We start from the raw sequence: 12,895 nt of genomic DNA, 5'->3' as shown, positions 1-12,895 counted from the left end.
TGGAGGACCTGTCCTTCCGCTACCTGCATGAGTCCGCCTACAAAAAGATTGCCAAACTTCTGGACGAAAAACGCCTGGACCGCGACAGCTACATCAAGCGGGTCATTGAAACCCTGCAGACCGAGCTGAAAGCTTATGGCATTGAGGGTGAACTGTCCGGCCGGGCCAAACACATCTACAGCATCTGGCGGAAAATGCGGCGCAAGGGTATCGATTTCTCCCAGGTCTATGATGTCCGCGCTGTGCGCATTCTGGTCCCGGAAGTGCGCGACTGTTACGCCGCCCTGGGCATCGTCCACACGTTATGGCGCCATATACCCAACGAGTTCGACGACTACATAGCCAACCCCAAGGAAAACGGTTACCAGTCGTTGCACACAGCGGTGATCGGGCCTGAGGGCAAGGTCATGGAAGTGCAGATCCGTACCCACAAGATGCATGAAGAGGCAGAGCTGGGCGTCTGTGCCCACTGGCTGTACAAGGGGATGGACAAGGGCAACAAGTCCACGGGTTACGATGCCAAGATCAACTGGCTGCGCCAGGTGCTGGAGTGGCAGGAAGAACTGGGCGATCTGTCCGGGCTGGCCGACCACCTGAAATCCGATGTGGCCTCAGACCGCGTGTATGTTTTCACACCCGAGGGCCATGTTGTGGATCTGCCCCAGGGCGCCACGCCGGTGGATTTTGCCTATCGCGTGCATACCGAGATCGGTCATGCCTGCCGCGGCGCCAGGGTGAACAGCCGCATCGTGCCGCTGACCTATCCGCTGAAAACCGGCGACCAGGTGTTCATTCTGACCTCCAACAATCCGGCCCCCAGCCGCGACTGGCTGAACCCGAGTCTGGGTTACATACAGACCTCCCGGGCAAGGGCCAAGGTGACACACTGGTTCAAGCAACAGGACCGAGACCGCAATATCGTGGATGGCCGTGCCATCCTCGAGGACGAGTTCAAACGCCTGTCCCTTTACGACGTGGATCTTGGTGAGCTGGCCAAAAAGGTCAATTATCACAGTGCGGAGGACATGTTCGCCGCCACGGGTGCCGGCGACCTTCGCCCCACGCATGTCGCCAACGTGGCCCAGCAGATGCTGGAGCCCAAGTCTGAACAGCTGGATCTGAAGCTCAGCACTCAGCGCCGCAAGCCCTACGATACCGAATCGGATATCCAGATCCTGGGCGTTGGCAAGCTCAAGACCCAGGTGGCGAAATGTTGCAAGCCGCTACCGGGTGACGCGATTGGTGGCTACATCACCGTTGGCCGGGGCGTTACTGTGCATCGTCAGGACTGCCTGACGTTCCTGAACCTGCGTGAGTTCGAGCCCAACCGGATCATTGAGGTGAGCTGGGGTGGCCGGCCGGCGGCGGTCTATCCGGTTGATATCGAGATCGAGGCCTATGACCGGTCCGGACTACTGAGGGATATCACCCAGGTGCTGTCGGCTTCCAAGAGTGACGTGCTGTCCCTCAATACTCTCAGCAACAAGGACGAGAACACGGCCACCATGACGGTGACGGTGGAGATTTCCAGCCTGGAGCAGCTGGCGCGGTTGCTGGCGCAGATTCGCAACCTGCCCAATATCATTGACGTAAGGCGAAAACGCGGATGAGCTATACCATCGAGGATCTGAAAACCCTGATGGCCAGGCTCCGGGATCCGGAGACGGGCTGCCCCTGGGATACCAAGCAGTCTTACAAGACCATCGTGCCGCACACCCTGGAGGAAGCCTACGAAGTTGCCGATGCCATCGAACGTGAGGATTACCCGCACCTGAAAGATGAACTTGGAGATCTGCTGTTCCAGGTGATCTTCTATGCCCAGATCGGACGGGAAGACGGCCACTTCGACTTTGATGGCGTGGTCGATCATCTGGTGCGAAAACTGGTGCGCAGGCACCCCCACGTTTTTCCGGAAGGGACCCTGGACAGTCGAATCGATCCGGATAACCGGCCGGATGAGGCCTGGATAAAGGAAAGCTGGGAGCGCATCAAGGCCGAGGAGCGGGCACTGAAGCCGGCACCGGATGCCGGCGCACCGGAAAGCCGGCTTGATGGTATCGCCCGTACCCTGCCGGCCATGGCACGGGCCGAAAAGCTCCAGAAGCGGGCGGCGCGCTATGGCTTTGACTGGCCGGATATCGCCCCCGTGTTCGACAAGCTCCATGAGGAAATTGACGAGCTCAAGGAGGCCTGGGAAGCAGCACAGACGGGCGCCGGCGATCCCGATGCCGTTGAAGATGAGCTGGGCGATCTCCTGTTCGTCTGTGTGAACCTGGCACGGTTCATGAAGGTTAATCCCGAGCAGGCCCTCAATCGGACCAACCACAAGTTTGATGCCCGCTTCCGGGCCATTGAAAAAGTGCTTGAGCGTGAGGGCCGCGACATGGACGAAGAATCACTGGAGGCGCTGGATGCCGTCTGGCAGGCGGTCAAAGGCGTGGAGCGGGGAGGAATAGAGAACTGAGCAGGGCGGATCGGTAAGTACAATCCGTTACCAATTTTCTCGCCCCCGGACCGACGGCTTCGTCTACACTTCCGGAAACGGACGCACAGTTTTCGTGCGCCGTGCGCCATCAATAAGATGCAGGAGTGAAGGCACCATGAAAATCAAAGATCTGGTCAACTACTGGGACAAGCATGCACGTGGTCGGCTTACCCGAGACGCCTATTTCATGGCGTTGTCTGACCAGCATCACAAGCGCCTCGAAAAGCTTGCAGCGCTTTATCCTATGAAGTCACCTCAGGATCTGATGCGGGATCTGATTTCTGCAGCACTGGATGAAATGGAGACCAGCTTTCCGTATGTCCAGGGCACCAAGGTGGTGGCGTATGACGAGGACGGCTTCGAGATCTATGAGGACCAGGGTCTCACCCCGAAATTCGTCAGTCTGAGCCAGAAGCACATCCAGCGTCTCAAGGCTCGCCAGCTGGAATCTGTGGCCTGACGAAAGGGCAGCAAACGCTGCCCCTCGTTTCTTACTTGTCTTTCCCTTCCAGCTTGTCCTTTAGCGGGCTCTGGCGGACGAGATCGTCCAGCGCTGCGCCAATCATATCGTTCAGAATGTCGCTCTCGCTGCGATCCGGGTAAAGCTCCGCCAGTGCTGCCACGCGTGCTGCATCTTCCAGCGGCAGGCGCAGATTGTAATCGTGCGTGCGCTCCACGGGCTCTTTTTGCTGTTCCCAGTGTTTGGGCAAATCAGTGACCTTCATGATAACTCCTTGCAGCTACAGGCTTGAATCGCCAATAGACTTTCTCGACTGTTCCTTAGTATCGTAAGTTTACTTCGCCTCCGTCAATTCAAAAGGACGTCAATGTGACTGAGCTACATCCCGAACTCCGAGAAAACGTACGAATGCTGGGCGAACTGCTTGGCCAGAGCATACGGCGGTATCCCGGACAGGATTGCTATGAGCTTATCGAGGAAATCCGTGCGGCGGCCAAGGCGGATCGCCGCCAGGAAAGTGGTTCCGGCCAGCGGCTGGTCAATCTGCTGGGCAAGCTGAGCGATGACGAACTGCTTCCGGTAACCCGGGCGTTTAACCAATTCCTGAACCTGGCCAACCTGGCCGAGCAATACCATGGTATCCGTCGCAAGCGAGGGCACCAGTCTGACCTGATGGTGGAATCTCTCGGTGAGGTGTTTGAGCGACTCAAGCAGGGCAATGTTACACCGGAAGAACTGCATCAGCGGGTCGCAGACCTGCGCATCGAGTTCGTACTCACCGCTCACCCCACCGAAGTGGCCCGGCGCACCCTGATCATGAAATACGACGAAATGTCGGATTGCCTGGCCCGGTTGGATCATGACGACCTGATGCCTGCAGAGCGGGAGGAGATCGTTAACCGCCTGTCCCAGTTGGTGACGGAGGCCTGGCACACGGACGAGATTCGCCATGAGCGACCGACCGCAGTGGATGAGGCCAAGTGGGGCTTTGCGGTGATCGAGAACAGTCTGTGGCAGGCGTTGCCACAGTTTCTGAGGAGTCTGGATACCTCCCTTGAGGATGCGACGGGGAAAGGCCTGCCCCTGCAGGTGTCACCCATCCGGATTGCGTCCTGGATGGGCGGTGATCGCGATGGCAATCCGAATGTTACCCACAAGGTCACCCGCCGCGTCTTCCTGCTCGGCCGCTGGATGGCAGCGGACCTCTATCTTAGGGATATTCAGGCGTTACGGGCGGAACTGTCCATGTGTCAGGCCAGCGACGAACTCAAGGCCGTCGTCGGAGATTCCCGGGAGCCTTATCGCCATGTTCTCGCTGAACTCCGCGAGCGGCTGATCAAGACCCGCGACTGGGCCGAGGCGAGTGTCAATGGCGAAACCGCGGACGCCAGCGGGATCCTGTTCGAGAACGAGGATTTCACCGGCCCCCTGGAGCTCTGCTATCGATCCCTGGTTGAGTGTGGTCTTGAGGAGATTGCCAATGGCCCCTTGCTGGATACCATCCGGCGGGCACATACCTTCGGCCTGCCGCTGATCCGGCTGGACATCCGCCAGGAAGCGAGCCGACACGCTGAGGCCGTAGCCGAAATGGTCGACTATCTAGGCTTGGGGGATTATCTGTCCTGGTCCGAAAAGGAGCGTCAGGCGTTCCTGGTTCAGGAGCTTCAGGGCCGACGCCCTCTGGTCCCCCGCAATTGGGAGCCGTCTGAAGCCGTTGCGGAGGTGCTGGCGACCTGCGAAGTAGTGGCGCAGCAAACCCCGGAAGCTCTCGGTTCCTATGTCATTTCCATGGCCAGCAAGCCCTCCGATGTGTTGAGCGTGATTCTTCTGCTGCGCGAATCGGGGATGAAGTTTCCGATGCGGGTTGTACCCCTCTTTGAAACCCTGGATGACCTGCGTGGCGCGCCGGACAGCATGTCGGCTCTGTATGAGGTTGAATGGTACCGGGAGTATTGCCAGGGCCGTCAGGAAGTGATGATCGGCTACTCGGATTCCTCCAAGGATGCCGGCCAGCTGATGGCAGCCTGGGCCCAGTACCAGGCCCAGGAAAAACTCACCCAGGTTGCCCGCCAGTACGGTGTCCATCTGACCCTGTTCCACGGCCGGGGCGGAACCGTTGGCCGGGGCGGTGGACCTGCCAACCGGGCGATTCTGTCCCAGCCGCCGGGCTCGGTGAACGGCAGTTTCCGGATCACCGAGCAGGGGGAAATGATCCGGTTCAAGTTCGGTTTGCCGAGGCTGGCGGTTCAGAGCCTGACGCTCTACACCACTGCCGTCATTGAAGCGACCCTGGCGCCGCCACCCAAACCGGAGGACAGCTGGCGGGAGACCATGGACTGGCTCACCGAGCGGTCCCTGAAAGCCTACCGTGATGTGGTTCGTGAGAATCCGGATTTCGTGCCCTACTTCCGCCAGGTCACACCCGAGCAGGCCCTGGGTAAACTGGCTCTGGGCAGCCGGCCGGCACGACGCAAGGCCACCGGTGGCGTGGAAAGCCTGCGGGCCATACCCTGGATATTCGCCTGGACACAGATGCGGCTGATGCTGCCGAGCTGGCTTGGCAGTGATGTTGCGCTTGAGGAGGCAGCCCGGGATGACCGGCTGCCGGTTTTGAGGGAAATGATGCAGGGCTGGCCGTTCTTCCGCACCTATGTGGATATGCTGGAGATGGTGTTGGCCAAGGCGGATCTGCGCATTGCCAGCTATTATGAGCAGACCCTACTGGACGATGACCGGCTTAAAGCCCTTGGCGAGAGCCTGAGAACCCGCCTCCAGGGATGTATTGAGCGGCTTCTGGAACTCAAGGAGCAAACCGAACTGCTTGAGGCGGAGCCCGTGTTCGCGCACTCTATGCGAGTCCGCAACCCCTACACGGATCCACTGCATTACCTGCAGGCGGAACTGCTTCGGCGGGATCGCCAAAGTGAGGGCAAGGGCGAGGTGCCGGAGCTGGTAGAACGGGCCCTGAAAGTCACCATGGCAGGTATTGCAGCAGGCATGCGCAATACCGGTTGATCCTGCTACTAAACAATAGCGACGGGAAAAGGCCGGGGAACTGGCCGCCGACGAAGAAAAAGGGAGTAAGCTGTGGCTCTGGCTGCACGATTGGAACGTTTTCTCGCCCGCAAGGGCATCAGCTACCAGGAGTTGCCGATAGATCAGGTGACCAGCCTGGATGCGGCAGTCATGGCGTCGGGCCTGTCTCAGGATGTCTTTATCCAGGCTACCCTGTTGATTGATATTACCGGCGTCGTGATGGCAGTGCACAAGTTCGACAGTTCCCTGGATCCGGATGCCGTCCACCAACTGACCGGTCGGCGCCTGCAGCCGTTGACCGCACGCCAGACCATGCGTCTGTTCGGGGATTGCGATCCCGGTTTCACGCCACCTATCGGGCAGGCCTATGAACTGCCCGTGATCGTGGATGAGGATGTGGTTCAGGCGGATCAGGCCGTGTTCTCCAGCGGTACCGATCATTCTCTGATCAGGATGGACGGTCGAGCGCTCCGCTTGGCGCTGGCAGGCGCCAGGGAGGGACACCTGGTCATCCGGGGGCCGGGCAATGGCAATCGCGAGGCACTAACGCTCGAGGAAGTAGCCGACAAACTCCAGAAACTCTACCGTTTGCCACCCATGCCGGCGCTTGCCCTGCGCATACTGCGGCTAACCGCCAATACCGATGCCACCGCACGGGAACTGGCAGAGCTGATTGAGTTTGACCCGAGCCTGACCGCCCAGATCATGCGCTATGCCCGGTCTGCACTGTTCAATTATCCCGGTCAGATCAATTCGGTCCAGGAGGCGGTCACCCGTGTTCTGGGCTTTGATCGCGTTGCTCACATCGCCCTGGGTATCGCCTCCGTTCGCGCCTTTGAAGTGCCCCGCCAGGGCATGCTGGGTATGGACAATTTCTGGCGCCATTCTCTGTATTGTGCCTTCCTGTGCCAGATCATTGCGCCCCGATGCGGCGCCGAGAAAGGGCTGGGTTACCTGTGCGGGCTTTTGCACAACTTCGGCCTGTTGCTGGTCGGGCATCTTTTCCCGGCCGAATTTGATGAACTCAATGAGCTTCGCGAGGCCAATCCCGAAGCCAGCATGCACTCTCTCGAACAGCAGGTGTTCGGGCAGGGTAATGGTCAGGAGATCCTGTCGGTGGGCCATGGCGCCATTGGTGGTATCTTGCACCGTTTGTGGCAACTGCCGGATCCTGTGGTCAAGGCGGCGGGTGTTCATCAGCAGTCCGCTTACCACGGCGAGCATGAGAATTATGTCCTGATGGTTCAACTGGCCAATGCCCTGCTGAAGGATCGTGGTATCGGGGATGAGTTCAACCCTGACGACGTGCCGGCTTTGCTGGAGGGCCTGGGGTTGCGGCCGGAGGTTCTGGAAGAACTGAATACAGAGCTGGATCGCGTGGCTCCGGATCTGGACGCACTGGCAAGCTCCCTGTCATCCTGACACCCTGTCGTTATTCGCTGGGAAATGCGCACTTCCGGTGCATGATACGGAGGTCGACTTTCTCTGACGTGGCTGACTTCGTATAATGCGCCTTCGCCGTTTCCGGCTGACACCTGTTCCGTGCAGGAGAGGCTGTCGCAAAGGCAGAGGCTTTTGCCACAGCTTTTCAAATGATAATGACTAAAACGGGAGCACAGCGTTATGCGAATCATCATGTTAGGCGCACCGGGCGCAGGCAAGGGAACTCAGGCCCAGTTCATTACCGAGCGGTTTGATATTCCCCAGATTTCCACCGGTGACATGCTGCGGGCGGCGGTGAAAGCGGAGTCCGAGCTGGGCAAACAGGTCAAGGAAGTCATGGCCACTGGCGGGCTGGTGTCTGACGACATTATCATTGCGCTGATCGAAGAGCGCATCCAGCAACCGGACTGCAAGAACGGTTTCCTGCTGGATGGCTTCCCCCGGACCATTCCCCAGGCCGAGGCCCTGAAAGACCAGGGGATTGTCATCGACTACGTGGTTGAAATCGCGGTAGATGACGAGGAGATCGTCAGTCGTCTGTCCGGCCGCCGGGTACATGAAGGCAGCGGCCGAATCTATCACGTGAAATACGATCCGCCCAAAGTAGAGGGCAAGGATGATGAAACCGGCGAGCCGCTGGTTCAGCGTGAGGACGACAAGGAAGAGACGGTTCGCAAGCGTCTGAAGATCTATCACGACCAGACTGCTCCGCTGGTTGGCTACTACCAGGACTGGGCGTCGAAAGAGCCGGAAGCTGCACCGAAATATGTGCGCGTGGAAGGCGTTGGCAGCCTGGACAGCATTCGCGACCAGATCCTGTCTGAACTCAAGTAAATCATTGGCATCCTGACCCGAGGTTTTCACACCGGTGAAACTGTTGGCACTGGATACGTCATCAGAGGGCTGCTCGGCAGCCCTTCTTGTTGATGGCGAGATCTCCGAACGCTTCGAGCTTGCCCCCAGAGGCCACACCCGGCTGCTGATGCCAATGGTGCGCGAGCTGCTGGCAGAGAAAAACCTGGCACCGGCCGAGCTGGACGCCCTGGCATTCGCCTGTGGACCGGGCTCTTTTACCGGTCTCAGGATCGCTACCGGTGTTGTGCAGGGGCTTGCCTGGGGGCTGGATATCCCGGTGGTGCCGGTGTCTTCACTGCAGGCTGTTGCCCTGGGTGCCATGGATGCTCTGGATCCTCACGAGGAAACCGGTATCGCGGTAGCCTTTGATGCCCGCATGGGCGAGGTCTATTGGGGCTGTTTTGCTGCCCGGGCCGGACTGCCGGTGGCGCTGGCTCCGGAACAGGTCTGTCCACCTGACGCAGTTACACTGCCGGCAGGCCCTGAACGCTGGTGCGGAGCAGGGCCTGGCTGGCAATATCGCTCCGCCATGCCCGTGGATGTTTCGGAGCGTATTGAGCCCGTCGACGAGACCCTGTTACTCCGTGCTGCCTGGGTTGCACGCCTGGCGGTAATCGCTTTCGAGCAGGGCAAGGCAGTCCCGGCGGAGCAGGCTCAGCCGGTCTATATCAGGGATGAAGTTGCCTGGAAAAAGCTGCCTGGCCGCTGATCGCGATAAGTGCCTGTTTTAACGCGGGCAAGCAGCTCTGAATGCAAGTGCTTCTGGGTAAAAAGTGATCACCTGTCTTTTTTTCCTGACGATAATCTTCCATACTTCCAACTCACGTTTTCCTGTCGTCCGGCCAGCGGTATCTGAACATGATTGGCGGTATTAATCCGGGTAACAATTTCAATTTCCAGACCGGCAACAACAGCCCCGTCCGGGAGCGCAGTGATGCGGCCCGTGCGCCTGCGTCAACGCCGGAAAAAACGCCCGACGCCGCCCGCCGTGACCTTGCCGACGGCCGTCAGGGCATCGTCAGTGATCGTAATGCGACTGAAAGCCTTGAGCGGCGGGTTGAGGCCCGTCGTGCCGCTGAAGACGTCCGCTTGGAGCGTTTCCGTGCAGACGAGGTGTCATTGCCAGCCGCCAGGGCCCTGTCCACATTTGCCTCCGTAGCCGCCGCCGGTCAGGAAACCGGTGGTGATGGCAGTCTGGCCGGAATCGACATTCTGGTCTGATGCCTGACTCCTCTTCGCCCGAACCGTCAGACCTTTGCCGCACCGTCGCCATTGCCCGCAGCGCGCTGGGTGATCGAGCCCAGGCCGAAGCCCTGACCGAATCGCTTGGGCTGGACAACCTGGGTGTTGTTCGCCCCAGAGATGTCCGGGATTTCCCGATTTTACTATTTCTTGATGAGCAGGGCCTTGGCCTGCAGGTAACTGGCAAGGGTGCACCCGGACCCGTGCGTGCGGAATTTGTGACCGGCAAGATGGGTTACCGTCGAGAACATGGCGGTGGTGCAGGCCAGCTGGTGGCCAAAGCGGTCGGCCTGCAGAAAACCCGTGCCTCGCTGCATGTGGTGGATGCGACCGCAGGGCTGGGCCAGGATGCCTTTGTTCTTGCCAGTCTTGGCTGCCGAGTCACTCTGTTTGAACGCAATCCGGTGATCCATGCCCTGCTGGCGGACGGCCTCGCACGGGCTGCCCTGAACGTGGATTGTGCAGCCATTGTCGAGCGCATGCGATTGCTGGAAGGCAGCAGTATTGACTGGCTAGCGCAAGCCGATTCCGAGGCTGCCGATATTGTCTACCTGGACCCGATGTTTCCGCACAGGGACAAATCGGCCCTGGTGAAAAAGGAAATGCAGGTTTTTCGCACCATCGTGGGGGACGACGAGGATTCCGGGGCGCTTCTGGCTTGCGCACTTGAGCGTGCCCGTTATCGGGTTGTGGTCAAGCGGCCCCGCAAAGCGCCGGCGATTGAGGGGCCGGAGCCGACCACTCGGGTAGAAGGCAAGAGCAGCCGCTATGATGTTTATTCCATCCGGGCGCTGCCATCCCGATGAGCGTCGTCAGGCGCCCATCATCGTGACCTGCTGGATCGCCTGTCGCTTCTCGACGCTCAGCACCAGGCGGGCATCATCCGCCACCTCATCCAGCCCTTCGCCGTAGCACAGCAAGCCGTTATCGTCGGTGGTGATAACGCCATTGTTCTGCATATTGGCAATGAAGTTCCGGAACAGGCTCTTGTCGAAGAACTCCGGTGCGTTGAGACCGAACAGGATGGACATGCGTTCGGCCAGCAGTGCACTCTGCTCTTCCAGTTCGGCGGCGCTGATCTTTCCTGACCCGTACTTACGGAGAATGCCCAGGGCAATGTGGTAGCGCTCTACCGTCTGGATAATAAACCGGGACAGTACCCTGAGCCTCAGCATCGACTCTGTGCCTTCCTCCGGCCGACCAATCCGGTCATCATCCAGCTGCTTCAGCAGGCCCTGATCAATGAGCACATCAATCCACTGATTGATTACATTTTTGGCTTCGTCCGGCTGATACTTCAGGAACAACTCGGATTGCAGGTAGGGGTAGGCCACGCTGGCCAGGAAAACGATCTTTTCCCGTCCCAGAGAATCCTTGTTCTCAAACAGGCTGGCAATCAGTGAAGGCAGCGCGAACAGGTGCTGGATGTTGTTCCGGTAGTAGGTCATCAGGATTGCGTTGCTGCCTTCCAGAGCGATGATGTCGCCCAGTTTCTGCGGCTGGCGCGTCACCAGTCCCATGCCTTCGCAATAGGCAACCCAGTCCTTGCCGGAGCCCTCAGGCAGGGTGACCGTTTCGGCATAGGGGAAAGCCTTGAGCAGTGCGGCGTATTGATCCATCAGGCGGATTAATTGGCCCTCATCCATCGCCAGTCGGTCGGTGCCCAGCAGAACCGTTGCGGTCATGCCAATCGGGTTAACGGCGACCGAGGCATTGATGTTGGATGCCACCCTGAATGACAGTTCGGATACCGCGTTGTTAAGCCACCGGGGACGGTATTCAGCGTCGTAGGCCTCGTCTCGCCAGCTGCTGTTAACATCATCGAGAACTTCGGACAGATGAATGGCTTCACCAAAGTTCACGGCCACTCGGCCAAAGGAGTTGCTGAGTTTGCGAACGGTTTTGGCGAGGCCGAATACGCTCTCTTTCTCCTTTTTCTTGCCACGAAGTTCGCCCAGGTAGGAGCGACCCTCCATGACTTTTTCGTAGCCGATATAGACCGGCACAAACACAATGGGTTTACGGTGGTCGCGCAGGAAGCTGCGAACGGTCATTGCCAGCATGCCCGGCCGGGGCTGCAGCATGCGTCCCGTACGGCTCCGCCCGCCCTCAACGAAATACTCAACGGAATAGCCCCGGGAGAACATCACGTGCATGTATTCATTGAAAACCGTGGCGTAGAGGGGGTTGTCCTTGAAGCTGCGGCGCATGAAGAACGCCCCGCCACGGCGCAGGATGGGGCCAACAATGGGCATGTTGAGGTTAATTCCTGCCGCGATATGCGGCGGCATCAGCCCATTCTTGTAAAGTACATAGGACAGCAGAAGGTAATCGATGTGTGACCTGTGGCAAGGTACATAAACCACTGCGTTGTCCTGCGCGACCTCTTTCACGACCCGGATATTGTTAATGGCAATACCGTTGTAGATCCGGTTCCACAGCCATGACAACACCACTTCGAGGAACCGGATGGTGACGATGGACATGCTCGCGGCGATTTCGTCCGCGTATTTATAGGCTTTGGCGCGAACTTTCTCCGGCGGGATGTCATCTTTCGCTGCGGTTTCCCGAATGGCTTCCTTGACTGCCTGGGTGCGAACAAGGCCGGCAACCAGCGTCCGACGATGAGAAAGGTCTGGTCCCAACACCGCCTGGCGGACCCTGCGGAAGTGGGTTCTCAGGATTCTTGCCAGCTTCCGGTTGGCGCGCTCTTCGCTGTGCCGGTATTCGTCGATAACCTGCTTCAGCGAAAGCGGCTGGTTGAACTGTACGTAGGTATTGCGGCCGTGAACCATGATGATCAGGAACTTCTGCAGTCGGCCGGCAATGGACCAGGTGTCAGACAGCAGCAGTTTGACCAGGGATTTTTCCTTGTCGGGGGAGCGGCCCCAGAACAAGGATACGGGCACAATCTGGACATCCTGGTCCGGGTGTTCCAGACCATAGCGCACCAGTGCCTGGAATTCGTTCGTGGGCGCGGGGGCCTGGCGACCCCGGAAAAAACCACCAATCCGGCGGTAGAGGAAAAAGAAGGAGTGGGATGGACCATTCTTCACTGGCAGTGCTTCGGTGGCGCCGGGCAGGCCTGCCCGGATAACTTCCTGCTCTAAAACCAGGCGGCTGGAAAGGGAGCTGTATTGCAGCACGTAGCAAACCGGTTTGTCAGGATCCAGGGCGAGGGCGTCAACGCTGTTGCCGCTGACATCAGTCCGGACCCAGATGAACAGTATCTTGCGGAAAAGGGTCAGGATCAGGCTGCGAATGCCCTGGTAAAGACGCATAAAGTGCAACTCCGTTGAAGAAACAGGTGCCAAGTTTACTTGGTTGAGTACAGGGCGGAAAGTCGAGCTTTCATTCTTGGCCGGTGCAGCAAT

Annotated in this window: 11 protein-coding genes; 9 read left to right on the top strand and 2 right to left on the bottom strand. The window is 58.9% G+C overall.

Translation table 11 applies throughout. The annotated features are described in order from the left end of the window. From QZ534_RS05255 to QZ534_RS05245, 3 genes are all read left to right on the top strand, one after another. Positions 1-1,610, top strand: a 1,610-nt coding sequence (locus QZ534_RS05255) for a bifunctional (p)ppGpp synthetase/guanosine-3',5'-bis(diphosphate) 3'-pyrophosphohydrolase (protein ID WP_296932188.1), incomplete at its 5' end; no start/stop codon positions are given. Then, positions 1,607-2,464, top strand: a complete 858-nt coding sequence (mazG, locus tag QZ534_RS05250; protein WP_296932186.1) for a nucleoside triphosphate pyrophosphohydrolase — start codon at positions 1,607-1,609, stop codon at positions 2,462-2,464. The genes QZ534_RS05255 and mazG, both read left to right, overlap by 4 nt. A 136-nt stretch (positions 2,465-2,600) precedes the next feature. Next, positions 2,601-2,945: a hypothetical protein gene (locus QZ534_RS05245; protein ID WP_008176163.1), complete on the top strand. Its 345-nt coding sequence runs from the start codon at positions 2,601-2,603 to the stop codon at positions 2,943-2,945. A gap of 31 nt (positions 2,946-2,976) precedes the next feature. On the opposite strand, the gene QZ534_RS05240 is transcribed toward QZ534_RS05245, so the two are convergent. Further along, positions 2,977-3,210, bottom strand: coding sequence for a hypothetical protein (locus tag QZ534_RS05240; RefSeq protein ID WP_008176161.1), 234 nt, complete (start codon positions 3,208-3,210; stop codon positions 2,977-2,979). A 104-nt stretch (positions 3,211-3,314) separates the two neighbouring features. Here QZ534_RS05240 and ppc point away from each other — a divergent pair, with 104 nt between their 5' ends. The 6 genes from ppc to QZ534_RS05210 all read left to right on the top strand — a co-directional run bounded on the left by ppc (position 3,315) and on the right by QZ534_RS05210 (position 10,327). Then, positions 3,315-5,960, top strand: coding sequence for a phosphoenolpyruvate carboxylase (gene ppc / locus QZ534_RS05235; RefSeq protein WP_296932183.1), 2,646 nt, complete (start codon positions 3,315-3,317; stop codon positions 5,958-5,960). Positions 5,961-6,032: 72 nt separating this feature from the next. Beyond that, positions 6,033-7,403: an HDOD domain-containing protein gene (locus QZ534_RS05230; protein WP_296932179.1), complete on the top strand. Its 1,371-nt coding sequence runs from the start codon at positions 6,033-6,035 to the stop codon at positions 7,401-7,403. Positions 7,404-7,604: 201 nt separating this feature from the next. After that, complete coding sequence (gene adk, locus QZ534_RS05225; protein WP_296932176.1) at positions 7,605-8,258, top strand: adenylate kinase; 654 nt, start codon at positions 7,605-7,607, stop codon at positions 8,256-8,258. A gap of 34 nt (positions 8,259-8,292) precedes the next feature. Beyond that, positions 8,293-8,988 carry a tRNA (adenosine(37)-N6)-threonylcarbamoyltransferase complex dimerization subunit type 1 TsaB gene (tsaB, locus tag QZ534_RS05220; protein WP_296932174.1) on the top strand — a complete coding sequence of 232 codons (696 nt, stop codon included), beginning with the start codon at positions 8,293-8,295 and terminating at the stop codon, positions 8,986-8,988. A 149-nt stretch (positions 8,989-9,137) separates the two neighbouring features. Next, the gene (locus QZ534_RS05215) at positions 9,138-9,500 is read left to right on the top strand and encodes a UDP pyrophosphate phosphatase (protein WP_296932171.1); all 363 of its coding nucleotides are present in this window, start codon (positions 9,138-9,140) and stop codon (positions 9,498-9,500) included. Continuing rightward, the gene (locus QZ534_RS05210; RefSeq protein WP_296932168.1) at positions 9,500-10,327 is read left to right on the top strand and encodes a class I SAM-dependent methyltransferase; all 828 of its coding nucleotides are present in this window, start codon (positions 9,500-9,502) and stop codon (positions 10,325-10,327) included. Before QZ534_RS05215 ends, QZ534_RS05210 begins: the two co-directional genes overlap by 1 nt. A gap of 6 nt (positions 10,328-10,333) precedes the next feature. Here QZ534_RS05210 and plsB read toward each other — a convergent pair whose 3' ends face one another. Next, positions 10,334-12,802 (bottom strand): glycerol-3-phosphate 1-O-acyltransferase PlsB, encoded by a 2,469-nt coding sequence (gene plsB, locus QZ534_RS05205; RefSeq protein WP_296932165.1) that lies wholly within the window; start codon positions 12,800-12,802, stop codon positions 10,334-10,336. Positions 12,803-12,895: the final 93 nt, after the last annotated feature.

The sequence above is a fragment of the uncultured Marinobacter sp. genome (assembly GCF_913055835.1).
GTDB lineage: Bacteria > Pseudomonadota > Gammaproteobacteria > Pseudomonadales > Oleiphilaceae > Marinobacter.
This window is presented reverse-complemented; position numbering and strand designations above follow the sequence as displayed.

Bases quoted from the DNA above. Each gene is read 5' to 3' on its own strand.
- mazG (WP_296932186.1), top strand. From the start codon at position 1,607: ATGAGCTATACCATCGAGGATCTGAAAACCCTGATGGCCAGGCTCCGG.
- QZ534_RS05245 (WP_008176163.1), top strand. From the start codon at position 2,601: ATGAAAATCAAAGATCTGGTCAACTACTGGGACAAGCATGCACGTGGT.
- QZ534_RS05240 (WP_008176161.1), bottom strand. From the start codon at position 3,210: ATGAAGGTCACTGATTTGCCCAAACACTGGGAACAGCAAAAAGAGCCC.
- adk (WP_296932176.1), top strand. From the start codon at position 7,605: ATGCGAATCATCATGTTAGGCGCACCGGGCGCAGGCAAGGGAACTCAG.
- QZ534_RS05215 (WP_296932171.1), top strand. From the start codon at position 9,138: ATGATTGGCGGTATTAATCCGGGTAACAATTTCAATTTCCAGACCGGC.
- QZ534_RS05210 (WP_296932168.1), top strand. From the start codon at position 9,500: ATGCCTGACTCCTCTTCGCCCGAACCGTCAGACCTTTGCCGCACCGTC.
- plsB (WP_296932165.1), bottom strand. From the start codon at position 12,802: ATGCGTCTTTACCAGGGCATTCGCAGCCTGATCCTGACCCTTTTCCGC.